We start from the raw sequence: 22,049 nt of genomic DNA, 5'->3' as shown, positions 1-22,049 counted from the left end.
GGTGCATTGATCTCTGTCAGTTTGTCCTGACGCTTATACGTGTACAGGAGTGGCCGTGGAGGTGTCCCATGGCTGCGATCATCCTGCCGGTTTCCCTTGCTTTTCTGATGTTTACGGTGGGCTTGCGGCTGTCGTTCGGCCATCTCGCGGGCACCGCCGCAAGACCCGGACCTTTGCTGGCCGGGCTCTTCGTTCAGATGCTGGTTCTTCCCGCCCTTGCCTGGGGGATCATCCACCTGTTCCGGCTGCCGCCCGAGGCGGCCCTGGGGCTGATGATCATCGCCGTCTGCCCGGGTGGCATCACCTCGAACTATGTCAGCCTGCTGGCGGGAGCGGATGTTGCGCTTTCCACCGCCATGACGCTGGTGACCAGTCTGGCAGCGAGCCTTTCCATTCCGCTTCTCCTCGGCCTCAGCGGCATCGAGGTGGGCGCCACCAGCCTCGTGCGGATGGCAGTGGTGATGACGGCGGTCACAGCCGTTCCGCTTTTCCTCGGCATGGCGCCGCGCGCCTTCGCGCCGGCCACCGCCGAGCGGATCTCGCGCGCCACCGACAAGCTGGCCAAGGCTGTCTTCGCCGGGATCGTGCTCGCCACCTTCTGGCAGAACCGCGACGCCTTGATCGCCAGTGCCACGGACACCGGCCCTGCCGTTGTGCTCCTCAACGTGACCGCCGTCCTCATCGCCCTCGCCACGCGCTTCCTGCCCGGCGTGTCCAAGCCGCAATCCCTGGCGATTGCCGTCGAGACCGGGCTGCAGAATGCCGCCATCGCCATCTTCATCTGTTCAAGTCTCCTGGGCCGGCCCGAGCTTGCCGTTCCGGCACTCATCTATGCCGTGGTGATGAATGTCACCGCACTGGTGCTCGTCGCCGTTTCGCGCAGGCTCGGCGCGCAGAATGATTTCGCCATCGGGAGGCCTGCAACGTGACGGAAGACCCTTCCCTCGACCGTCTGCAATCCCTGGCACCCCTGGGAGAGACTTTTGGCGCTGCACGGGTCGAAGCCGGCACGCGCCGCACTTTCGTACGCGAACTCTTCGATCAGGTGGCGCCGCGCTACGACCTCATGAACGATCTCATGAGCTTCGGCCTGCACCGCCTGTGGAAGCGCGTTGCCGTTGCTGCGGCGGCGGAGACAGAGGGAGCTGCAACCGGAACCATCGTGGACCTTGCCGGCGGCACCGGCGACCTCGCCCTTGCCCTGCGGAAGCGTTTGCCCATGGCGCGCATCATTTTGGCCGATGCCAGCCCCGGCATGGTCCGCGTGGCGGAAGCCCGCGCCGCGGGACGGATCGAATGCCGTGTCGCAGAGGGCGAGCACATGCCTTTCGAAACACGATCGGTTGATGCGGTGATGCTTTCTTTCGGTCTGCGCAACATGACCGATCCGCCTGCCGCGATCCGTGAAGTGGCGCGCATACTGAAACCGGGCGGCCGCCTTGTGCTGCTCGAGTTCTCGAAGCCGAGCGCCTGGTTTGCGCCTCTCTACAACATCTTTTCGCGCTTCGTGATTCCGGCCCTGGGCGCGATGGTCTCGGGCAACCGCGGCGCCTACCGCTATCTGGTGGACTCCATCCGGCTGTTTCCGGATGCCGAAAGCATCACCCGCGAATTGAAGACTGCCGGATTTGAAAACGTGACGCTGCGCCGCTTTGTCTTTGGCGTCGCTGCCCTTCACGTTGCGGAGATTGCCGAATGAGTGTGCGTGATCAAACATTCGAACATCTGCGCCGGTTGCCGGTTGCGCGGCGCTGGGTGCTGGCGGCGCGGCTGAAAACCGTCGGCCTGTCGCTGACACCCGTACTCTGCGGCACCTGGATCGCCAGCCATGGCCACGGCGTGAACGTGGCGCTGGCCGTCTGTGCGGCGCTGTCGGCGCTTGCCATCCAGGTCGGCACCAATCTGTGGAATGATGCGGCCGATGCCGAACGCGGAACCGACACGGACGAACGCCTTGGGCCGCCACGCATGACCGCGCTTGGCTTGCTCGATGCATCGCAGGTGAAGTCGGCCGCCCATCTCGCCTTCGCCACCGCCATCATCGCCGGCCTGCCGCTAGTCTCGGCCGGCGGCTGGCCGATCGTCGCCATCGGTCTTGCGTCGCTGCTGCTGGGCTATGTCTATTCCATGGGGCCGCTGCCGCTTTCGCACACGCCGCTGGGCGAACTGATCGTGGTCATTTTCTTCGGCGTCATCGCGGTCACCGGCACCGCCTATGTGATGGGGGCCGATCTGACGAAGCAAGGCATCGTGGCAGGCCTGATGATGGGGCTTCCCTCGGGCGGCGTGCTGCTCCTCAACAATCATCGCGACCGCCGCACCGACGAAGCGGCGGGCCGCATGACGCTTGCGATTCTCGCGGATGTGCCCGGCGCCAAGATCATCTATGGCGCGATGCTGTTCGGTTCTGTTGCCCTGTTGCCCGTGCTTGCCGTGCGCGACACACTGTTGCCGGCGGTGATTTCGCTTCTCGGACTGATGGCCGCGGCTTTGTCCTATGGCGTGTGGCGCACCCCTGTATCGGCGGAGATCAACCGCTTCCTGCCGCTCACCGTTCTCTTGCAGTTTGCACTCTTCGTAGCGCTGGTGATCAGCGGCGGCTGAATCAAAAGAGAAGGCACCATGTCTGGTGCCTTCCTTCAGAGCAATGAAATGTGTGAGGTCGGAAGAGTTACCCGATCCTATCCGTCTCCGGCTCGGAGTTCTGCTGCTTCTGCGGAGTGGCCTGGCGGGTGTGATTCTGATCGGTGATCGAGCAGGTGGTCTGCGAACCGTTCACCCAGTTCTGCTGGGCGGGATTGCAGCGCTCGGTGCTGTCGGCAAAGGCAGCGGTGGCCGAGAGGAGCGAGAGGGCGAGGGCGATGGAAAGACGCTTCATGGGATAAATCCTTGTGCTGTCGAGTTGGAGTTGCAGCACCTTCATCTCCCACGCCCCGTAAGAGATGAACCTGCTGCAGCACCGGTTGCGGTGCTGGTCAGGAAATGGGGGCGGGGCGGGTGCTTTCAATTCGACAAAACCTGGGGCAAGGCATGCGCCGCGGAGCCACCGCTGTTCAGTAACCATTCATTAACCCAGGAGTCGGGTGCAGGATTAGGTGCCGCGAACCTCTTCACGCGCGCAAATTCATCGCAGCAAGCCATTGAACTGATTTGCAGATTAAAGAGATCGTCGATACGCTTGGGTTGACCGGGGGCGGTCAACCAATGCTCTGCCTGTTTCTGAACGGCGCAGAGTGGAGTTCCTCGCTCGATCCCCAGTTACCCATACTACGGGCGAGGAACTCCTTCTCTTTCTGCTCGCTGAACGCGCGCAGTTGCAGGCCCAACGCCACGCGCATCGCATCACATCATATCCCAAGAGTCGCACTGACAATTCGTCACTCAACTTATCCGGGAACTCAGGGCATGAAGGCGACGCTGTTGCGAAGCCATTTTGAATTGCCGCGTTTGGGCCCTATAAGGATGTCAGACTGGCACTTCGACAAGAGTGCATCTGAGTGGGTGAGCCGTGCTCAAGAACAACGACCGCAAAGACGTCCATAACTCCGACATCCCGGTGGTCTGCCGCTCCTGCGAGTCGCGCCACCGCGGCATCTGTGGTGCGCTCTCGCCGGAGCAACTTCTCGAACTCAGCAAGCACACCACCAAGATGGTTTATTCCGCCGAGAGCGAAATTGCCCCGGCCGGACAGCGCGTCTCCCGCCAAGCCAATATCCTGAGCGGCGTCGTCAAGCTGAGCAAGCTCACCGCCGATGGCCGCCAGCAGATCGTCGGCCTGCAATTCGCGCCCGACTTCATGGGCCGGCCCTTTGCCCGCAGCAGCGACGTGACGGTGGAAGCGGCGACCGACGTGAAGGTCTGCGCTTTCCCGGCCTCGACACTCGAAACCCTGATTCGTGAAACGCCCGATCTCGAGCACCGTCTTCATGAGCAGACGCTCAAGGAACTGGACGAGGCCCGCGACTGGATGCTGACCCTCGGCCGCAAGACAGCGTCTGAGAAGGTGGCAAGCTTCCTCTATCTCATCGCCACCCATGCCGACCCGGAACTGGATTCGGCCGAAGGCGCCATCAGCTTCGACATTCCCCTGAAGCGCTCGGACATCGCCGACTTCCTCGGCCTCACCATCGAAACGGTGAGCCGGCAGCTGACCAAGCTCCGCCATGCGGGCGTGATCAACATCCACAACAACCGCACCATCGAGGTGCCGAACCTCGACCGCCTGCGTGAAATGACCGAGCAGGACACCGCCTGAGCAGGCTGCGTATTCCTAGACAGCTTTCGAATATTGACGCGGCGCCAGTTCCAGCCAGGCATCGAAGCGCGATGCGATGATGCGCGCGAAGGGCCAGGCGTCCGGCTCGATCTTGAAGAGGCCGTCGGAGACTTCGCAGAGGCCGTCGCGATCATCGTGGGCAATACGCTCGGCAAGCTCCACCAGGCCTTGCGAGCGGTGCCCGAAGCGCTCGGCCAATTCCGAGAGGCAGAAGGAATAGTCGCACATCAGCCGCTCGATCACCCAGGCGCGCATCTTGTCGTCGGCAGAGAGGCCGATGCCGCGCGTGAAGGGAATCTCGCCCGCAGCCACCTTGGCATTGTACTGGCCGGTGGCCGGTTCGTTCTGCACATAGCCGTCGGCAAAGCGGCCGATGGACGAGGGCCCGAGCGGCAGCAGAATGTCGGCCTGGTCGTCGGTGTAGCCCTGGAAGTTGCGATTGAGCCGGCCTTCGTTTGCGGCAATGGCCAGCGTGTCGGAGGGGAGCGCGAAGTGGTCAATGCCGAGGGCCTCGTAACCGGCATCGGCAATCATCTTCGCGGCCATGCGGGCCTGCGCGTAACGCTCGCGTGAATCTGGCAGATCCTCGTCCTTGATCATCCGCTGGTGCGTCTTCAGCCAGGGCACATGGGCATAACCGAAGAGGGCGATGCGGTCGGGCGCGATCTCGATCACCTGCGAAATTGTTTTCGTCAGCCGTTCCATGGTCTGCAGCGGCAAGCCATAGAGAGCATCGATATTGATCGACTTCACGCCCGCCGCACGCAGCTGCTCCACCAGATCGCGGGTCACGTCATATCCCTGCGGGCGGTTGATCGCGGCCTGCACCACGGGATCGAAATCCTGCACGCCGATGGAAGCCCGCGTCATGCCGAAGGCGAGGAGGGCCGGGATGCTCCCCTCCTTGATGTCGGACGGATCAAGCTCGATGCTGATCTCGGTGCCGCCATCAATCACGAAGGCGGTGTCGAGCGCCTCGCGCAGCCGTTTCAGGTCGTCGGGCTGCAACAGGCTGGGGCTGCCGCCACCCAGATGCAGGCGCGAGAGGCGGGGCTTGCGGGTGAGCTTGCCCTTCCACAGGGCGATCTCGTCGATGAGCGACGACACGTAGGATCGGACGGGATCATAGCGTAGCGTCTGCTTGGTGTGGCAGCCGCAGAACCAGCAGAGGCGGTCGCAATAGGGAATGTGGATATAGGCCGACACCGCATCGGCGCCATTGACGGCGGCGATGAATGCCTCGCGCAGGTCACGCCCGCCCGCAGGCTGGAAATGATTCGCCGGCGGATAGCTCGTGTAGCGCGGCAGGCTTTGCGGATACTTCGCGAGGATCTTTTCGGGATTGAAGACGCCACTCATGATGAATGCCTCTGGACAAGCGGCAGGATGTGTTCCCGTTCGAAGGCGATATGCCGTCTTACACTTTCGAAGAAGCCGCGCAGCATCCAGGCCAGGGATTCGACGTTCGTCGCACCGCGGTTGGTGACGAACTGCCGCAGGGAGGCGCCGAGGTCGCCGGCAAACTCCTCGTCGCCGAGATGCTCGAATTTCAGGCGTTCGATCGAGGACTTGAGGTCCTCTGAGGTGTCCGGCAGCGAGAGCAGCAGCGGATAGACGATGCGCTCCTCGAAATCATGGGCGCGCTTGATCAAGGGCACCACATTCTGCGCCATCAACAGGCAATCGCGCTCGTCGATGGCATCGGGCAGGCGGTCCGCCATCGTCTCGAGGCGGTCACAGAAGCGGGCCTGTTCCTGAAGATGATGCTGCAATGTCAAGGCAATGCCAGCCGGGGCCGGTTGCTCGGGCGAGGCCGTGGGGATCGGGGCTGCGTTGGTCATTGTCGGAGACATCCTGTTGCGGCAAATTGACCGGTGGGGAGCGCTGCGTCGTTGATCTGAATCAAGGTCACAAATTGACCACACTGTCACAACGCACGGTGCAAACGCGGGTCATCCCATTGGTTCCCTCCGACCTGTGTCTTGCAAACCAAGACTGGCTGGAAAGGTTCGCCACAATGAGAAACGGTACATCTGCAATCGCTGTCGCTGTGGCAGCCTTTCTGGCACTTTTGGGTGCTGCGCTAGGGCAGGACGCCCTGTTCAGAACCCAGGCCTGGATCGTCTTCACGCTCCTCGCCCTCGGTGCTGTCTTCCTTCTGCGCCGCGTGAGCTACGGCCCCGCTGGCGCAGTTGCCATGTCGGCCGACGCCTCGGCCTACAATGACGACGTGATCCGCTGGGGGGTGATCGCCACCCTCTTCTGGGGAACGGCAGGGCTTCTGGTCGGCGTGATCGCCGCAAGCCAGCTGGCCTTTCCGGAACTGAACATTCCCCCCTTCTTCAATTTCGGCCGCCTGCGCCCGCTGCACACCTCTGCAGTGGTCTTCGCCTTTGGTGGCAACGCGCTGATCGCCACTTCATTTTATGTGGTCCAGCGCACCTGCCGCGCCCGCCTCTTCGGCGGCTGGCTGCCGTCCTTCGTGTTCTGGGGCTACCAGCTCTTCATCGTGCTGGCCGCGACCGGTTACCTTCTGGGCATCACCCAGGGCCGCGAATACGCTGAACCCGAATGGTACGTCGATCTCTGGCTCACCGTGGTCTGGGTCGCCTATCTCCTCGTCTTCCTCGGCACGCTGGTGAAGCGCAAGGAACCCCACATCTACGTGGCGAACTGGTTCTATCTCTCGATGATCGTGACCATCGCCATGCTCCACCTCGTGAACAACATGGCGGTGCCGGTATCCTTCCTCGGCGTGAAGAGCTACTCCGCCTTCTCGGGCGTGCAGGATGCCCTCACCCAGTGGTGGTACGGCCACAACGCGGTGGGCTTCTTCCTCACCGCCGGTTTCCTCGGCATGATGTACTACTTCGTGCCGAAGCAGGCCAACCGCCCGGTCTATTCCTACCGCCTGTCGATCGTGCACTTCTGGGCCCTGATCTTCATGTACATCTGGGCCGGCCCGCACCATCTCCACTACACCGCGCTGCCGGATTGGGCACAAACCCTCGGCATGGTCTTCTCGGTGATGCTGTGGATGCCCTCCTGGGGCGGCATGATCAACGGCCTGATGACGCTCTCCGGCGCCTGGGACAAGCTCCGCACCGATCCGGTGCTCCGCATGATGGTGATGTCGATCGCCTTCTACGGCATGTCCACCTTCGAAGGCCCGCTGATGTCCATCAAGTCGGTGAACGGTCTCTCGCACTACACTGACTGGACCATCGGCCACGTCCACTCCGGCGCTCTCGGCTGGGTCGGCATGGTCTCCTTCGGCGCCATGTACTTCCTCGTGCCGAAGCTCTGGAACCGCAAGCAGCTCTACAGCCTGCGTCTCGTCAACTGGCACTTCTGGCTCGCCACCCTCGGCATCGTTGTCTACGCCGCCGTCATGTGGGTGTCCGGCATCATGCAGGGCCTGATGTGGCGCGAGTACGACAGCCAGGGCTTCCTTGTGTACAGCTTCGCCGAAACCTCGGCCGCCATGCACCCCTACTACGTCATGCGTATCCTGGGTGGCGCCCTCTACCTGCTCGGCATGCTGGTCATGCTCTACAACGTCTACAAGACGATCCGCGGCGACGTGCGTGCGGAAGTCCCGATGGGCGCTGAAGCGCCCGCCCTCAAGCCTGCCGAATAAGGAGCAACTCCACTATGGCTACCAACAACGCACCTGCGCTCGGCTTCCACAGCAAGATCGAACGCAATGTCACGCTGCTCCTTGTTCTCTCCCTTCTGGTGGTGACCATCGGCGGCATCGTGGAAATCGCTCCGCTGTTCTGGTTGCAGAACACCATCGAGAAGGTGACGGGGATGCGTCCCTACTCACCGCTCGAACTGGCGGGCCGCAACATCTACATCCGCGAAGGCTGCTATGTCTGCCATTCGCAGATGATCCGCCCCTTCCGTGACGAGGTGGAACGCTATGGCCACTACAGCCTGGCGGCCGAGTCGATGTTCGATCACCCCTTCCAGTGGGGCTCGAAGCGCACCGGTCCGGACCTCGCCCGCGTGGGCGGCAAGTACTCCAACGACTGGCACGTGCAGCATCTCACCAACCCGCGTGACGTGGTGCCGGAATCGATCATGCCTCCCTACGCCTTCCTGGCGAAGAACGAGATCGATCCGTCCACGATCGCGGCTCACCTGAAGACGCTGACCGTGGTGGGCGTGCCCTACACCCAGGAAGATATCGACAACGCGGCGGCCGACATGGCGGCGCAGGCCAATCCCGATGCGGACAGCACCGGTCTCATGGCCCGCTATCCCAAGGCCAATGTCGGCGCCTTCGACGGCAATCCCGCCAAGCTGACCGAGATGGACGCCCTCGTCGCCTATCTGCAGGTGCTCGGCACGCTGGTCGATTTCTCCGCCTACAAGCCTGAAGAAAACGAACGCTGAGGAGCACGCTCATGGACCTCGACTATCACACCATGCGCGCCTTCGCAGACAGCTGGGGCCTGCTCTTCATGTTCATCTTCTTCATCCTCGTGATCTGGATGGCGCTGCGCCCCTCGGCCCGGCAATCCCACGATGACGCTGCCAATATCCCCTTCAAGGAGTAGACCCATGTCCGGCAACAAAGATATCGACCAACTGTCCGGCGTGGACACAACCGGCCACGAATGGGACGGCATCAAGGAACTCAACAATCCGCTGCCGCGCTGGTGGCTGTGGACCCTCTACCTGACGATCATCTGGGCCATCGGCTACATGGTGGTCTATCCCGCCATCCCCGGCCTCTGGGGATCGGAAGGCGCCACCAAGGGCATCTGGGGCTGGGGCAGCCGCGCTGACCTCCGCAACGAGATGACCGTTGTCGACCAGGGCCGCCAGGCCATGAGCGACAAGATCGCCGGGATGGACATCAACGCCATCATGGCGGATCCGGAAGCCCGCACCTATGCCATCTCGGCCGGCGCTTCGCTCTTCAAGGTGAACTGCGTGCAGTGCCATGGCTCGGGCGCCCAGGGCGGCCCCGGCTATCCCAACCTGAACGACGACTCATGGCTGTGGGGCGGCAAGCCCGAGCAGATCGTGGCGACGCTCTCGAACGGCATCCGCGTGGTCGGCAACCCCGACACCCATGACAGCCAGATGCCCGCCTTCGGCAAGGACGGTCTCCTCGAACCCGAGAAGATCAACCAGGCCGCGAACTACGTGCGCAAGCTCGCCAACCTCGAGCATGACGAAGGCCTGGCCACCGCCGGCGCCACCGTCTTCTCCGAGAATTGCGCGGCCTGTCACGGCGAAAACGGCCAGGGCAACCAGGACGTTGGCGCGCCGCAGCTGAACGATGCGGTGTGGCTCTACAACAGCAGCCTCGAAGCCATCACCGCGCAGATCACCAATCCGCGTCATGGTGTCATGCCCGCTTGGAAGGCCAAGCTGGGAGACGCTAAGGTGAAGGAACTCGCGGCCTACGTCCTGTCACTGGGTGGCGGTCAGTAACGCCATCAGGTGAACAAGGTACAACCCCCAAAGTGAATACGCATACGATCATCGACAAGCAGGACGCCAAGGCCGTCAATACCGGCGCCAAGGCACAGAGTTCCCTCTACGCGGCACACGAAAAGGTGTTCCCCAAGCGTGCCGAGGGAACCTTCCGGAAGCTGAAGTGGATCATCATGGCGGTCACTTTGGGGATCTACTATCTGACCCCCTGGCTCCGCTGGGACCGCGGGCCCTTCGCGCCCGACCAGGCCGTGCTGCTCGACATGGCGCACCGCCGCTTCTACTTCTTCTTCATCGAGATCTGGCCGCAGGAATTCTATTTCGTCGCCGGTCTTCTCGTCATGGCGGGCGTGGGGCTCTTCCTCGTCACCTCTGTCGTGGGCCGCGCCTGGTGCGGCTACTCCTGTCCGCAGACCGTGTGGACCGATCTCTTCATCAAGGTCGAGGAACTGGTGCAGGGCGACCGCAACGCCCGCATCCGCCTCGACAAGGCGCCGTGGTCTCTGCGCAAGGTCTCGCTCATCGGCTTCACCCACCTGATCTTCCTGCTCATCTCCGTGGCAACGGGCGGCGCCTGGATCTTCTATTTTGCCGACGCGCCAACACTGCTCAAGGATTTCGTCACCCTGCAGGCGCCCTTCGTCGCCTACGGCACCGTCGCGGTCCTTACCGCCACCACCTATCTCCTCGGCGGCATCATGCGCGAGCAGGTGTGCATCTACATGTGCCCGTGGCCGCGCATTCAGGCTGCCATGCTGGATGAGGATTCCCTCGTCGTCACCTACAACGACTGGCGCGGCGAGCCGCGCTCGGCCGGCACCAAGAAGGCCGCTGCGGCGGGCCTCGCCGTGGGCGACTGCATCGATTGTAACGCCTGCGTTGCCGTCTGTCCAACCGGCATCGACATCCGCGACGGCCAGCAGCTGGAATGCATCACCTGCGCGCTCTGCATCGATGCCTGCAACGGCATCATGGACAAGATCGGCAAGCCGCGCGGCCTGATCGGCTATTCGACGCTCCGCGACTACAACCACAACATGGACATCGCCTGCCCGGATGCGACCGACGACGTCTGGGGCCGCATCGATCCGGCCCGCGTGCACAAGCCCGGCGGCGGCTTCATCGACGGCCTCAAGCATTTCGACTGGAAGATCTTCTTCCGCGCCCGCACCCTCATCTACATGGGCATGTGGTCGCTCATCGGCATCGGCCTCGTCTTCCTGCTGCTCACCCGCGACCGCCTGGAAGTGAACGTGCAGAAGGACCGCAACCCGATTGCCGTGAAGCTGTCGGATGGGTCCATCCGCAACGGCTACACCATGAAGATCCTCAACATGATGCCCGAGCCGCGCACCATCACCCTGATGATCGATGGTCCTCCCGGCGCCTCCATGACGATCAACGAGCTCGAGGGTGTCGTGGGCCGCAGTGCAGACATTCCGGTGGAGCCGGACAAGCTCCGCGCCCTCCATGTTTTCGTCACGGTTCCGGGGCAATTGGCCCAGAAGGGCCGGACGGATTTCCGCATCGTCGTGACGGACAAGCAGTCTTTCGAGACCGACACGTACAACGCAATCTTTGAAGTTCCGGAGAACATGCAATGACAGGCAACGGCACCATGCGCGAATTCACCGGCAAACATATGCTGGCGATCATGATCGCCTTCTTCGGCGTCGTCTTCGCCGTCAACTTCACCATGGTCTATTTCTCCCGCCACAGCTGGACGGGCCTCGTGGTCGAGAACTCCTATGTCGCAAGCCAGGAGTTCAACGAGAAGACGGCGGCCATGGAAGCCGATGCCGCGCTCGATGTGCATCCGAGCCTCACGCTGGAGCAGGGCGTGCTCAAGCTCTCGCTTCACACCAAGGCAGGCGATGCCGTTCCCGCCACCGCCGTCAAGGTGAGCCTCGGCCGCCCGTCGGATGATGGCGAGGACTTCACGGTCGAACTCGCCGCCACCACGCCCGGTCATTTCGAAGTGCCGCACGACCTTGCCAAGGGCCAGTGGACCGGCACCGTCTCGGCTGATCTTGCCGGCCACGGCACGTGGTCGCGTCCGATCCGCATCGTGCTGAAGTAGCAGGCGGCGGGAGGGTCATGCCATGTCCTGCTGTGCCGCCCCGCTGATCAGTGACGCCGCCCGCGAGACCCTGTCCGCGAGCCGCGTCGCCCTGCTTGAAGACCTCCGCGCCAACAGCAGGCAGCTGGTGGATGGCCGCGTCAGCTATCTGCTCTCCGCCCCTGCCATGCATTGCGGTGCCTGTATCTCGACGATCGAGGACAATGTCTCGAAGCTCGAAGGCGTGAGCGATGTGCGCGCCAATCTCACGCTCCGCCGCGTCTCGCTCACCCTCGATGATCCGTCACGCAGCGTGCTCCCTGTGGTGCAGACGCTGGAAAACCTCGGCTATGCCACCCAGTCGATTTCGGCCGAGGAAAGCGGCGAGGGCGATCCCGAGTTCAAGGTGCTGCTGCGCTCGCTTGCCGTTTCGGGCTTTGCCGCCGCCAACATCATGCTGCTCTCGATCCCGGTGTGGAACGGCGCTGATGGTGCCACCGAGTCGCTCTTCCATGCAATCTCGGCCCTGATCGCCATTCCCGCCGTGGCCTTTGGCGGCATGCCCTTCTTCCGCTCGGCGGCGAAGGCGCTCCGCACCCGCCGCGTCAACATGGACGTGCCGATTTCGCTGGGCGTGCTGCTCGCCACCGGCATGTCGATGTACGAAAGTTTCCTCGGCGGCGGTCACGCCTATTTCGACGCCGCCACCTCATTGCTCTTCTTCCTCCTCATCGGCCGCGTGCTCGATCACATGATGCGCGCCCGCGCCCGCAACGCCGCGAGCAACCTTGCGCGCCTCTCCAGCAAGGGCGGCTTCGTGGTGAGCGAGACGGGCGACGTCACCTACATGGCGCTTGATGCCATCAATCCCGGCATGCGCATCCGCGTTGCGGCAGGCGAGCGCTTCCCTGTCGATGGCACCATCATCGAAGGCATGAGCGATGTGGACCGCGCCCTCGTCACCGGCGAAAGCGATCCGCAGCGCGTGGTGGAAGGAATGGGCGTCGAGGCCGGCACGCTCAACCTCACCGGCCCCGTCGACATGATTGCAACACGGCCGGCGCGCGAGTCCTTCCTTGCCGAAGTGACTGAGATGATGGCGGCGGCCGAAAAGGGCCGCTCGTCCTACGTCCGCATCGCCGACCGTCTCGCCCGCATCTATGCCCCCATGGTGCACATCCTCGCCTTCACTTCCTTCACGGGCTGGATGCTGTGGACCCATGGCGACCTGCATCAGTCGCTCACGGTTGCCGTTGCGGTGCTGATCATCACGTGCCCCTGCGCGCTGGGCCTTGCCGTTCCCGTGGCGCAGGTGGTGAGCGCCAGCCGCCTTTTCTCGAATGGCGTGCTCCTCAAGGATGGTTCGGCATTGGAACGCCTTGCCGCCATCGATGGCGCGGTCTTCGACAAGACCGGCACGCTGACGACGGGCGAACCGGCCGTCTCGTCCTGCAGTATTCCGCCGGGCCGGGTCACGGCCATCGCCAAGGCGCTGGCCCAGCGTAGCATCCATCCGGCGGCGCGGGCGCTTGCCCGTGATCTTCCGGGCCAGCCGGAAGCGCTGGTGAGCGAACTCCATGAAGTGCCGGGGAACGGTGTCGAAGGCCGCGTCGGTGACGCGCGCGTCCGCCTCGGACGCACAAGCTGGGTGGCGGAGATTGCCGGAAACGCCCAGTCACCACAGGGACACGGCGTCGCCTTCGCCATCGAGAGCGAAGCGCTTTATCTCACCACGCTGGCCGAACGGGTGCGCCCCGGCGCCGGCGAAATGATCGCTGCCTTCGCGTCCCGCCACCTGCCGGTCACACTGCTCTCCGGAGACGGCCGCGCCCAGGTGACGGCGATTGCTACAGGCCTCGGCATTTCCGATTTTCGCTCCGAACTGAAACCCGGCGACAAGCTCGCCTATCTCACCGAGGCAGCCGAAAAAGGCCGCAAGCTGCTCATGGTGGGCGATGGCCTCAATGACGCGCCCGCGCTTGCTGCCGCTCATGTCTCCATGGCGCCCGCTTCTGCCTCGGACATCGGCCGCACTGCCGCCGACTTCGTCTTCACCAGCGAGTCGCTCGCCTCGGTGAGCTTCGCCTACCGCGTCGCGAAGGCCACGGGCCGCGTGGTGCGCGAGAACTTCGCGCTCGCCATCGTTTACAACATCCTCGCTGTGCCGCTCGCCATGGCGGGGCAATTGAACCCGCTCATTGCCGCCTTGGCCATGTCGTCCTCTTCCATTATCGTCGTGGCCAACAGCCTCCGGCTCCATCTGCTGAAACCGTCCGCCAGCGATGGCGTTCAGGCTGCAGGGGAGCGGGAGGTCCGCCGCCCCGTGGCCAAGGAGGCCGTCGCATGACCATGCTCGTTGTCCTGATCCCGGTCGCCCTCGGCCTTGGCGCCCTGGGCCTCGGCGCCTTCCTCTGGAGCCTGAAAAGCGGGCAGTACGAGGATCTGGATGGCGCTGCCGTGCGTATTCTCGGCGACGATGACGCGCCCCGCAAGTAACCCGGTCGTTAAGGAGCTTACGGGACGTTGATTTGCAAGATCGGCCCCGGCCCGCTATATTGAAACCCCATGGAAAACCGGAAACAGCTCGTTGAGAAATTGCGCGCCGTTGGGCTTCGCCCGACGCTGCAGCGCATTGCCCTGGGCGAATTGCTGTTTTCCAAGGGCGACCGCCATCTTTGCGCCGAAGACCTGCATGCCGAAGCCCGTGCCGCCCATGTGCCGGTGTCGCTTGCAACCGTCTACAACACGCTCAACCAGTTCAAGGCGGCGGGCCTTCTCCGCGAAATTGCCATCGAGGGCGACCGCAGCTACTTCGACACCAACACCTCGAACCACTACCACTTCTTCGACGACGAGAAGCGGCAGCTGATGGATATCGAGATCGGCGAGCTCACCGTCATGGGCCTGCCGGAAGCCCCCGAGGGCAAGGTCATCGACCGCATCGACGTGATCGTCCGCTTGCGCGACGCCTGAGGGGCGTCAGATACACTTCTCTTTGATTCACTCTCCAGTCTTTCCGTCACGCTGATCTGGATGCCCGGCTCAAGGCCGGGCATGGACAGAAAACAATATTCGTCACCGCTAGCGAAGGCGGGGGCCCAGCTTTCCGCTGCCGTAACATCTGAAGCTGGATTCCGGCTCGCGCGCGACATCTCGCGTGCGCTCGATCAGGGCGCGCGTCCGGAATGACGGTGATGGGGTGTGAAGTGCGCGATCGCCCGCGGCGGCTCAGTCCACCACTTCGCCGGGGTAGACGCCCCACAGGCGGGACTGTTCGGCATAGCCCTCGTAATCGCCCGCCGTCACGTCGCACCACGTGCCGTCACAGGTGCTGATGGTGGCGAGAACGCCGGGCGAGAGCCGTGCGGTAATGCCGCTCTGGCTCTTGGGCGCGGTGTGGAGATCGATCGGCTTCACGTTGCCGTCCCAGCCCGCCACATAGGCATTGCGCCGGCCCGACAGCATGCTCTGCAGGATCCAGCCTTCGGCGCCATCGCTGTCGCGGATCTTGCGCCAGTTCTCGAATTCGGCGGTGATTTCGACCGGCATGCCCTTGCGCTGGAAGACGAAGGCGACCGGATGGTCGCTCGACGGCCCGCGGCGGACGTTGACCTTGTCGGCCTTGAGGGTGACGAAGCGCGGCAGGGGAAGCCCGGTCACGGCCTTCTTGTCCTTGGCGGGGTCGGCGGGGCTGACCGAGGCGGTGATGTCGGCGGAGGCGGCATCCTTGCTGGCCACGCTGGCCCGGAACTCATGGACAAGGTTCACCAGGCCGAAGGAAGAGGACCCGCTCAGGAGGGCAAGGCCCAAAAGACCGCCGACGGCGAGTGCAGGACGGAAACGCGGTGACATCACTGACAAACAGACCCTTGCAGAGAGGCCAAACCCGGCCACTGGCGCCAAAGGAGGGGCGGGAACGCGATTGAGCGAACTTCAATCTTGTAGTCACCTCAGCCTTTGGGCTACTCCCTTAATGCCCACCGCAGGGTTAAGATTGCGTCAATACTGCTGTTTTCTGGATTCCGGATGCCCGCCGCCAAACCCACTGTCATCGTCACGCGCAAGTTGCCGGAACCCGTCGAAGCGCGCATGGCCGAACTGTTCAAGACCCGCTTCAACGCGGCCGACACGCCGATGAGCCATGCCGATCTGGTGCAGGCGGTGAAGGACACCGACGTGCTGGTGCCGACCGTGACCGACCGCATCGACAAGTCGGTCATCATGCAGGCAGGGCCCCGCCTCAAGCTCATCGCCAATTTCGGCAACGGCGTCGACAACATCGACGTGGAGACGGCGCTTGCCCGCGGTATCACCGTCACCAACACGGCAGGCGTCCTCACCGAGGATACCGCCGACATGACCATGGGCCTCATCATCGCGGTGTCGCGCCGGATGATGGAGGGTGCCCGCGCCATCGGCGACTCGTCGCAATGGAAGGGCTGGTCGCCCACCTGGATGCTGGGCAACCGCATCTGGGGCAAGAAGATCGGCATCATCGGCATGGGCCGCATCGGAACCGCACTCGCCCGCCGGGCCAAGGCCTTCGGTCTCTCGATCAACTATCACAACCGCAAGCGCGTCCACCCCAAGACCGAGGAGGAACTGGGTGCCACCTATTGGGAAAGCCTCGACCAGATGCTCTCCCGCATGGACATCATCTCGATCAACTGCCCGCATACGCCGGGCACCTTCCATCTGCTCTCGGCCCGCCGCCTGAAGATGATGAAGAAGGACGCGATCCTGGTGAACACGGCCCGTGGCGAAGTGATCGATGAGAATGCCCTTGCCCGCATGCTGGAAGCAGGCGAACTCGCCGGCGCCGGCCTCGACGTCTTCGAGCACGAGCCGGCGGTGAACCCCAAGCTGCTCGCCAACACCCGCGTCGTCCTTCTGCCCCACATGGGCTCGGCCACCATCGAGGGCCGCATCGACATGGGCGAGAAGGTCATCATCAACATCAAAACCTGGGCCGATGGCCACAAGCCGCCGGACCGCGTTCTCCCGGGCATGCTCTGAATTTCATCACTTCACGAAGTTCTGACCGGACGCGGCCGAGCCGTGACTTCCTTGCGGTGCCGCATGTCCTATGACAGTCTTGCCACAACCGGAGTGACATGATGCTGAACCGCCGCCATTTTCTGCTCTCGTCTGCCGCGGGGCTGATCCTGCCCGCCCTCGCACAAGGGGCGCAGGCGGCGGACTGGGCGGCGACCGAAGCCGCCGCCAAGGGCCAGACCGTCTACTTCAACGCCTGGGCCGGCTCGGAGCCGATCAACGCCTACATCGCCTGGGCCGCAGGCGAGATGAAGTCGCGCTACGGCGTCGCGATCGAACACGTGAAGATCAGCGACGCCGCCGAAGTGGTGAAGCGGGTCCGTGACGAGGTGGCGGCGGGCAAGCAGGATGGCTCGGTCGATCTCGTCTGGATCAATGGCGAGAACTTCCGCGCCATGAAGACCGGGAAGCTGCTCTTCGGGCCTTTCTCGGAAGCGCTGCCGAACTATGCCCTCGTCGATACCGAGGGCAAGCCCACCACGAAGCAGGATTTCGCCGAGAGCGTCGATGGCCTCGAAAGTCCCTGGGGCATGGCGCAGCTCACCTTCTTTGCCGATGGTGCGAAAGTGCCGGAACCGCCGCGCAGCATCGCCGCCCTCACGCGCTTTGCCGCCGCCAATCCGGGCCGCGTCACCTATCCCGCACCGCCTGATTTCCACGGCACCACCTTCATCAAGCAGGTGCTCATCGAAAGCGCCATTAGCCCCAAGGCCTTCCTCGGCCCCGCCGACCAGATGCTCTTCTCCTCCTACCAGCCGGTGTGGGAGGCGCTGCTCGATGCGCTCCACAAGTCCCTCTGGCGCGAGGGCAAGCAGTTCCCCAAGTCGCAGGCCGAGGTGACGCAGATGGTGGCGGACGGTGAATTGCTCATGGGCCTCACCTTCAATCCCAACGAGCCCGCCAACCTCGTGGCGGCGGGCACGCTGCCCCAGAGCACCATCGCCTGGCAGAACGAGAAGGGCACCATCGGCAACACTCACTTCGTGGCGATCCCGGTCAATGCCAAGGCGAAGGAGGGTGCACAGGTTTTCGCCAACTTCCTGCTCTCACCGGAAGCGCAGGCCCGCAAGAACGACATCAAGGTCTGGGGCGATCCCACCGTGCTCGCCGTGTCCAAGCTGCCGCCGGACCAGCAGGCCGCCTTCGCGGGCGCAAGCGTTCCGGGAAGTGTGACGCTGCCAGGACCGGCCCTGCTTGAACCCCATGCCAGTTGGGTGGCGCTCCTCGAAGCCGCCTGGCTCAGGCGCTACGGCAAGGGCTGAGACGGTGCAGCACGCGGAGCAGGGGAGATGACCGTTTCGCGTATCCTCGCGCTCCTGCCCTTTGCCGTTCTCTTCCTGCTGCCCCTGGCGGCGGCGCTTGCCTTCATTCTCCCCGGTTTGTTCGATGCCGCAGCCTTCGCGGCCTTGCTCGCCCATCCGCAATTGGGCGGCGCGATTTTTCTCACCGTCTTCACCGGACTCCTGAGCACGGCGGTATCAACTTTTCTCGCCTTTGCCATCGTCGCCGCGGCGGGTGGACGTGATCTCGCCCGCCGCAGTGCCGTCTTCCTCGCCGTGCCGCATCTGGCGCTGGCGATCGGCCTTGCCTTCGTCATCATGCCGTCCGGCATGCTGGCGCGCCTGCTGGCGCCCCTCTTCGCCTGGACCGCGCCGCCGCAATGGGTGACGACGCAGGATCCGTGGGGACTCACCCTCACGCTGGCGCTCATCCTCAAGGAAACACCCTTTCTCGTCTGGGCCATCGCGAGTCTCCTGAACCGTGACGACATGCGCCGCGCCCTCGAGGGCCAGACCTCCGTGGCGCGCAGCCTCGGCCATGGTCCCGCCTCCACCTTCCTGCGGGTGATCGCGCCGCAGATTTTGCCGCGGCTGGTGGGCCCGCTGATCGCCGTGCTGGCCTACTCCCTCACCGTCGTCGACATGGCGATCGTGCTGGGGCCGGGTCAGCCGCCCACGCTGGCGCAACTGGTGTGGACCGATCTCAACGATGCCGAGCCTGCCATGGCCGCGCGGGGCGGCGCCGGTGTTCTTGTGTTGAGCGGCCTCGTGCTGCTTGTCCTCTTTCTCGTCACCGCACTGTTGCCGCTGCTCCGGCCCCTGCGCCACGCGCTCTACACCGGCGCACCCCGGCAGGATGCCGCTGCCCTTGGCCTGCTGCGGGCGGTGTGGCCGCTATTCTTCGCCATCTATGCCGTGGTGATGCTGGTGATGCTCGCGCAGTCGGTGGCGGCGCAGTGGCCGTTCCCAGCCCTCGCGCCCACGCAGTTCACCGCCGCGGCCTGGCTCAGGCTGGTGCAGGAGGCAGCCCCCTTTCTCACCACGCTGGCGCTGGCGCTCGCCACATCGCTTGTCTCCCTCGCTGCTGCCGTGACGTGGCTGGAATGGGCCTCACCGCGGGCGGACCGTGTGGCCGTCTTCGCGGCGGTGCTGGCGCTTTGCCTGCCCTCGCTGCTGCTCGGTCTCGGGCAATACCGCCTGTTCCTCTCGCTCGGCATCACCGGCACGGCAACCGCGCTCTTCATCGCCCATGTGGTGCCGGTTGCGGCCTATGTCTTCCTGCTGCTGATGGGACCCTACCGTGCCTTTGATCCGCGCTGGCAGGCGGTCACGGCAAGTCTCTCGGCCAGCCGCATCCGTTACTTCCTCCGCATCAAGGCACCGATGCTGCGCGCACCACTTCTTGCCGCCACGGCCACGGGCTTCGCCGTATCCGTTGCACAATTCGTCCCCGCGCAACTGGCCGCAGCAGGGCGCTACTCCACGCTGCCCATGGAAGCCGTGACGCTCTCCTCCGGCGGCAACCGCCCGCTGATCGCCACCTACGGCCTCGCCCTCATGTTGCTGCCGCTCATCGTCTTCCTGCTTGCGGGATGGTTCGGCCAGCCGCGCTGGAGGCAGCGCTGATGCTCTCGCTCCGCCACATCGGCATCCTGCTCAATGGCCAGCCGCTCATCCGGCCCTTCTCCCTCGACGTGGCGCCGGGCGAGACGGTGACGCTCATGGGTCCGAGCGGCAGCGGCAAGTCATCGCTCCTCGCCTACATCGGTGGCGATCTCCCCGCCGCCATGGAAGGCCAGGGCGAGATCCTGCTCAACCTCAAGCCCCTCAACGCCCTGCCGCCCGAACAGCGCGGCATCGGCCGGATTTTCCAGGACGACTATCTCTTCCCGCACATGACGGTCGGCGAGAACCTGCTTTTCGCCCTGCCCGATGGCCCGCGGCAGGAGCGCATGATCCGCGTGGAGCAGGCGCTGACGGTCTGCGGCCTTGAGGGCTTCGCCGCCCGCCCGCCGCATAGCCTCTCCGGCGGGCAGCGGGCCCGGGTGGCACTGATGCGGGCATTGCTCGCCGCTCCTGCCGTGATGCTGCTCGACGAGCCCTTCAGCAAGCTCGACCGTCCACTCCGCGCCGCCATGCGGAGCTTCACCTTCGAGCACATCGGCAGCCGCAAGATCCCTGCCATTCTCGTCACCCACGACAGGGAGGATGCAAGTCCGGGTGGCCGCGTCTTCGCCATCCAGGACGACGGAACCCTGCGCCATGTTTGACCGCCAAATGCTCGCCCTCAGCAAGCCGGTGGTGGACTTTCTCGCGCGCAAGCTGGCCGAGGCCGGCGTCACTGCCATCCAGGTCTCGCTCACGGGCTTCGGCTTCGGCGTTCTCGCCGCCCTGCTGATCGCGGCAGACGAGATCGGCTGGGCCATCCTGCCGCTTCTCATCAACCGACTCTGCGATGGCCTCGACGGCGCCGTTGCCCGCCGCGGCACACCGACCGACCTTGGCGCGTTCCTCGACATCACACTGGATTTCTTCTTCTACGCCGGCGTGCCGCTCGCCTTTGCCTGGTGCGATCCCACCCGCAACGCGCTTGCGGCAGCGACACTGCTCGCCGCCTTCATCGGCACCGGCGTCACCTTCCTCGCCTACGCCATCATGGCGGAGAAGCGCGGCGAGAAGAGCACCGCCTATCCCTCCAAGGCCTTCTACTATCTGGGCGGGCTCACCGAGGGCTTCGAGACGGTCGTCTGCTTTGTCGTCATGTGCCTGTGGCCGGAGCACTTCCCGCTGATCGCCTACCTCTATGCCGCGCTCTGCTGCGTCACCATCCTCACCCGCATGACGGCGGGCTGGGAACGTTTCGGCTCAGGCCGCTGAGAGCCGCTCCACCCGCTTCGGGTGGTGGACGAGGTTCACCAGCACGAAGGAAATGATCATCAGCAGGTACCAGGAGGAGAGCTTGCCCAACGAGACCATCGACCAACCCGCCTGCTGGTTCGGATAAAGCCAGATGTGCGAGGCGGTGGCGATGTTCTCGGCGAACCAGATGAACAGCGAGACCAGGAAAAAGCCGAGCAGCATGTTCATGCGGTGGCGGAAGCGGAAGACCCGGTAGTGCACGGAGCAGCGCCAGAAGAGCAGGGCGGTCACGGCAAAGAGCCCGATCCGCACGTCGGTGACAAAATGGTGCAGGAAGAAATTGGCGTAGATCGCCACCGCAAGCACAACGGTGGCCCAGGTGGGCGGATAGTTCGAGAACTGGAAATCGAAGATGCGTGTGACGCGGGCGAGGTAGGAGCCCACCGCGGCATACATGAAGCCCGAGAACAGCGGCACACCGCCGAGACGGAAGAGGTTTGCCTCCGGATAGGTCCACGAACCGGCGCTGGTCTTGAACAGCTCCATGCCGGTGCCGACGAGGTGGAAGACAAGGATGACGATCGCTTCCTCCGGCATCTCCAGCCGGACGCCCAGCATGGCGCCCTGGATCAGGAGCGCGGCGAGGAAGAGCCCGTCGTAGCGGGCCAACGGCGCATCGTGCGGCCACCACAGGGCCGAGGCCATGATGAGGGCGAGAAGCACGCCGCCGAACAGGCAGGCCCAGGCCTGCTTCAGCCCGAAGACGAGAAACTCCACGCCTGCACCCGAGAGCCCGCCCTGCGGCAGGCGCGCCAGCAGCACGTGGGCCGCGTCATCGATTCGCTTCTCGACCGTGGTGAATGCCGTCACAGCAGGATCTCCGGTCACAATCGTAAACGCCAATGCGGCGTGATTACGAAGTCTTAAGAAAAAATACCCGTCACGGGGCAAAAAAAATCTTGATTGTGAAGAGAGATTCAATCATATGCCCATCCGTCCAATATCGCACGTGCCGCTAAGGTGATCCCTACCCAATAAAGGAGATCCCCAAAGTAACGACGGTGAG

Annotated in this window: 23 protein-coding genes; 18 read left to right on the top strand and 5 right to left on the bottom strand. The window is 64.0% G+C overall.

The genetic code is table 11. From position 1 onward, the window contains the following. Positions 1-68 precede the first annotated feature (68 nt). Genes QM801_RS14080 through menA form a run of 3 tightly spaced genes read left to right on the top strand, consistent with a single transcriptional unit; the run spans position 69 to position 2,604 of the window. The gene (locus QM801_RS14080; RefSeq protein WP_415019843.1) at positions 69-929 is read left to right on the top strand and encodes a bile acid:sodium symporter family protein; all 861 of its coding nucleotides are present in this window, start codon (positions 69-71) and stop codon (positions 927-929) included. Next, complete coding sequence (locus QM801_RS14075; protein WP_415019842.1) at positions 926-1,699, top strand: ubiquinone/menaquinone biosynthesis methyltransferase; 774 nt, start codon at positions 926-928, stop codon at positions 1,697-1,699. Before QM801_RS14080 ends, QM801_RS14075 begins: the two co-directional genes overlap by 4 nt. After that, positions 1,696-2,604 carry a 1,4-dihydroxy-2-naphthoate octaprenyltransferase gene (menA, locus tag QM801_RS14070; RefSeq protein WP_415019841.1) on the top strand — a complete coding sequence of 303 codons (909 nt, stop codon included), beginning with the start codon at positions 1,696-1,698 and terminating at the stop codon, positions 2,602-2,604. The genes QM801_RS14075 and menA overlap by 4 nt, the downstream gene beginning before the upstream one ends. Positions 2,605-2,671: 67 nt before the next feature. Here the strand turns inward: menA and QM801_RS14065 are convergent, their stop codons facing one another. Continuing rightward, entirely contained in the window at positions 2,672-2,878 is a 207-nt protein-coding gene (locus tag QM801_RS14065) for a hypothetical protein (protein ID WP_415019840.1), read from the bottom strand. Positions 2,879-3,508: 630 nt separating this feature from the next. Here QM801_RS14065 and QM801_RS14060 point away from each other — a divergent pair. Beyond that, a complete protein-coding gene (locus QM801_RS14060; RefSeq protein WP_415019839.1) occupies positions 3,509-4,255 on the top strand; it encodes a Crp/Fnr family transcriptional regulator in 747 nt (248 codons plus the stop codon). Between the two features lie 15 nt (positions 4,256-4,270). On the opposite strand, the gene hemN is transcribed toward QM801_RS14060, so the two are convergent. Continuing rightward, positions 4,271-5,635 carry an oxygen-independent coproporphyrinogen III oxidase gene (gene hemN / locus QM801_RS14055; RefSeq protein WP_415019838.1) on the bottom strand — a complete coding sequence of 455 codons (1,365 nt, stop codon included), beginning with the start codon at positions 5,633-5,635 and terminating at the stop codon, positions 4,271-4,273. Then, positions 5,632-6,117 carry a hemerythrin domain-containing protein gene (locus QM801_RS14050; RefSeq protein ID WP_415019837.1) on the bottom strand — a complete coding sequence of 162 codons (486 nt, stop codon included), beginning with the start codon at positions 6,115-6,117 and terminating at the stop codon, positions 5,632-5,634. The genes hemN and QM801_RS14050 overlap by 4 nt, the downstream gene beginning before the upstream one ends. Positions 6,118-6,293: 176 nt before the next feature. On the opposite strand from QM801_RS14050, the gene ccoN reads away from it, so the two are divergent. From ccoN to irrA, 9 genes are all read left to right on the top strand, one after another. Continuing rightward, the gene (ccoN, locus tag QM801_RS14045) at positions 6,294-7,916 is read left to right on the top strand and encodes a cytochrome-c oxidase, cbb3-type subunit I (protein ID WP_415019836.1); all 1,623 of its coding nucleotides are present in this window, start codon (positions 6,294-6,296) and stop codon (positions 7,914-7,916) included. 14 nt (positions 7,917-7,930) lie between these two features. Continuing rightward, entirely contained in the window at positions 7,931-8,677 is a 747-nt protein-coding gene (gene ccoO / locus QM801_RS14040) for a cytochrome-c oxidase, cbb3-type subunit II (RefSeq protein ID WP_415019835.1), read from the top strand. Positions 8,678-8,688: 11 nt separating this feature from the next. Further along, entirely contained in the window at positions 8,689-8,841 is a 153-nt protein-coding gene (locus QM801_RS14035) for a cbb3-type cytochrome oxidase subunit 3 (protein ID WP_415019834.1), read from the top strand. A 4-nt stretch (positions 8,842-8,845) separates the two neighbouring features. Next, positions 8,846-9,727, top strand: a complete 882-nt coding sequence (gene ccoP / locus QM801_RS14030) for a cytochrome-c oxidase, cbb3-type subunit III (RefSeq protein ID WP_415019833.1) — start codon at positions 8,846-8,848, stop codon at positions 9,725-9,727. 32 nt (positions 9,728-9,759) lie between these two features. After that, the gene (ccoG, locus tag QM801_RS14025; protein WP_415019832.1) at positions 9,760-11,334 is read left to right on the top strand and encodes a cytochrome c oxidase accessory protein CcoG; all 1,575 of its coding nucleotides are present in this window, start codon (positions 9,760-9,762) and stop codon (positions 11,332-11,334) included. Continuing rightward, positions 11,331-11,810: a FixH family protein gene (locus QM801_RS14020; RefSeq protein ID WP_415019831.1), complete on the top strand. Its 480-nt coding sequence runs from the start codon at positions 11,331-11,333 to the stop codon at positions 11,808-11,810. Before ccoG ends, QM801_RS14020 begins: the two co-directional genes overlap by 4 nt. Before the next feature lie 22 nt (positions 11,811-11,832). After that, the gene (locus QM801_RS14015) at positions 11,833-14,136 is read left to right on the top strand and encodes a heavy metal translocating P-type ATPase (RefSeq protein ID WP_415019830.1); all 2,304 of its coding nucleotides are present in this window, start codon (positions 11,833-11,835) and stop codon (positions 14,134-14,136) included. Beyond that, complete coding sequence (ccoS, locus tag QM801_RS14010; RefSeq protein WP_415019829.1) at positions 14,133-14,285, top strand: cbb3-type cytochrome oxidase assembly protein CcoS; 153 nt, start codon at positions 14,133-14,135, stop codon at positions 14,283-14,285. Before QM801_RS14015 ends, ccoS begins: the two co-directional genes overlap by 4 nt. Positions 14,286-14,354: 69 nt before the next feature. Next, positions 14,355-14,762, top strand: a complete 408-nt coding sequence (irrA, locus tag QM801_RS14005; RefSeq protein ID WP_415019828.1) for an iron response transcriptional regulator IrrA — start codon at positions 14,355-14,357, stop codon at positions 14,760-14,762. Positions 14,763-15,017: 255 nt separating this feature from the next. On the opposite strand, the gene QM801_RS14000 is transcribed toward irrA, so the two are convergent. Further along, positions 15,018-15,641 (bottom strand): SH3 domain-containing protein, encoded by a 624-nt coding sequence (locus QM801_RS14000; protein WP_415019827.1) that lies wholly within the window; start codon positions 15,639-15,641, stop codon positions 15,018-15,020. A gap of 174 nt (positions 15,642-15,815) precedes the next feature. Between QM801_RS14000 and QM801_RS13995 the strand changes: the two genes are divergently transcribed. From QM801_RS13995 to QM801_RS13975, 5 genes are all read left to right on the top strand, one after another. After that, on the top strand, positions 15,816-16,805 hold the full coding sequence (locus QM801_RS13995) for a 2-hydroxyacid dehydrogenase (protein WP_415019826.1): 990 nt from the start codon (positions 15,816-15,818) through the stop codon (positions 16,803-16,805). Between the two features lie 101 nt (positions 16,806-16,906). After that, complete coding sequence (locus QM801_RS13990; RefSeq protein WP_415020931.1) at positions 16,907-18,106, top strand: ABC transporter substrate-binding protein; 1,200 nt, start codon at positions 16,907-16,909, stop codon at positions 18,104-18,106. 27 nt (positions 18,107-18,133) lie between these two features. Then, positions 18,134-19,750, top strand: a complete 1,617-nt coding sequence (locus tag QM801_RS13985; protein ID WP_415019825.1) for a hypothetical protein — start codon at positions 18,134-18,136, stop codon at positions 19,748-19,750. Next, complete coding sequence (locus QM801_RS13980) at positions 19,717-20,394, top strand: ATP-binding cassette domain-containing protein (RefSeq protein WP_415019824.1); 678 nt, start codon at positions 19,717-19,719, stop codon at positions 20,392-20,394. The genes QM801_RS13985 and QM801_RS13980 overlap by 34 nt, the downstream gene beginning before the upstream one ends. Continuing rightward, entirely contained in the window at positions 20,387-21,001 is a 615-nt protein-coding gene (locus QM801_RS13975) for a CDP-alcohol phosphatidyltransferase family protein (RefSeq protein WP_415019823.1), read from the top strand. Before QM801_RS13980 ends, QM801_RS13975 begins: the two co-directional genes overlap by 8 nt. Here QM801_RS13975 and QM801_RS13970 read toward each other — a convergent pair. Continuing rightward, the gene (locus QM801_RS13970; RefSeq protein ID WP_415019822.1) at positions 20,990-21,853 is read right to left on the bottom strand and encodes a DUF817 domain-containing protein; all 864 of its coding nucleotides are present in this window, start codon (positions 21,851-21,853) and stop codon (positions 20,990-20,992) included. The genes QM801_RS13975 and QM801_RS13970 overlap by 12 nt on opposite strands. Positions 21,854-22,049 lie beyond the last annotated feature (196 nt).

Origin of the sequence: Aestuariivirga sp. (genome assembly GCF_047600585.1) — a bacterium.
Taxonomy (GTDB): domain Bacteria; phylum Pseudomonadota; class Alphaproteobacteria; order Rhizobiales; family Aestuariivirgaceae; genus Aestuariivirga.
Note: the sequence above shows the minus strand (reverse complement) of the source record. Positions and strands in the feature narration are given on the sequence as shown.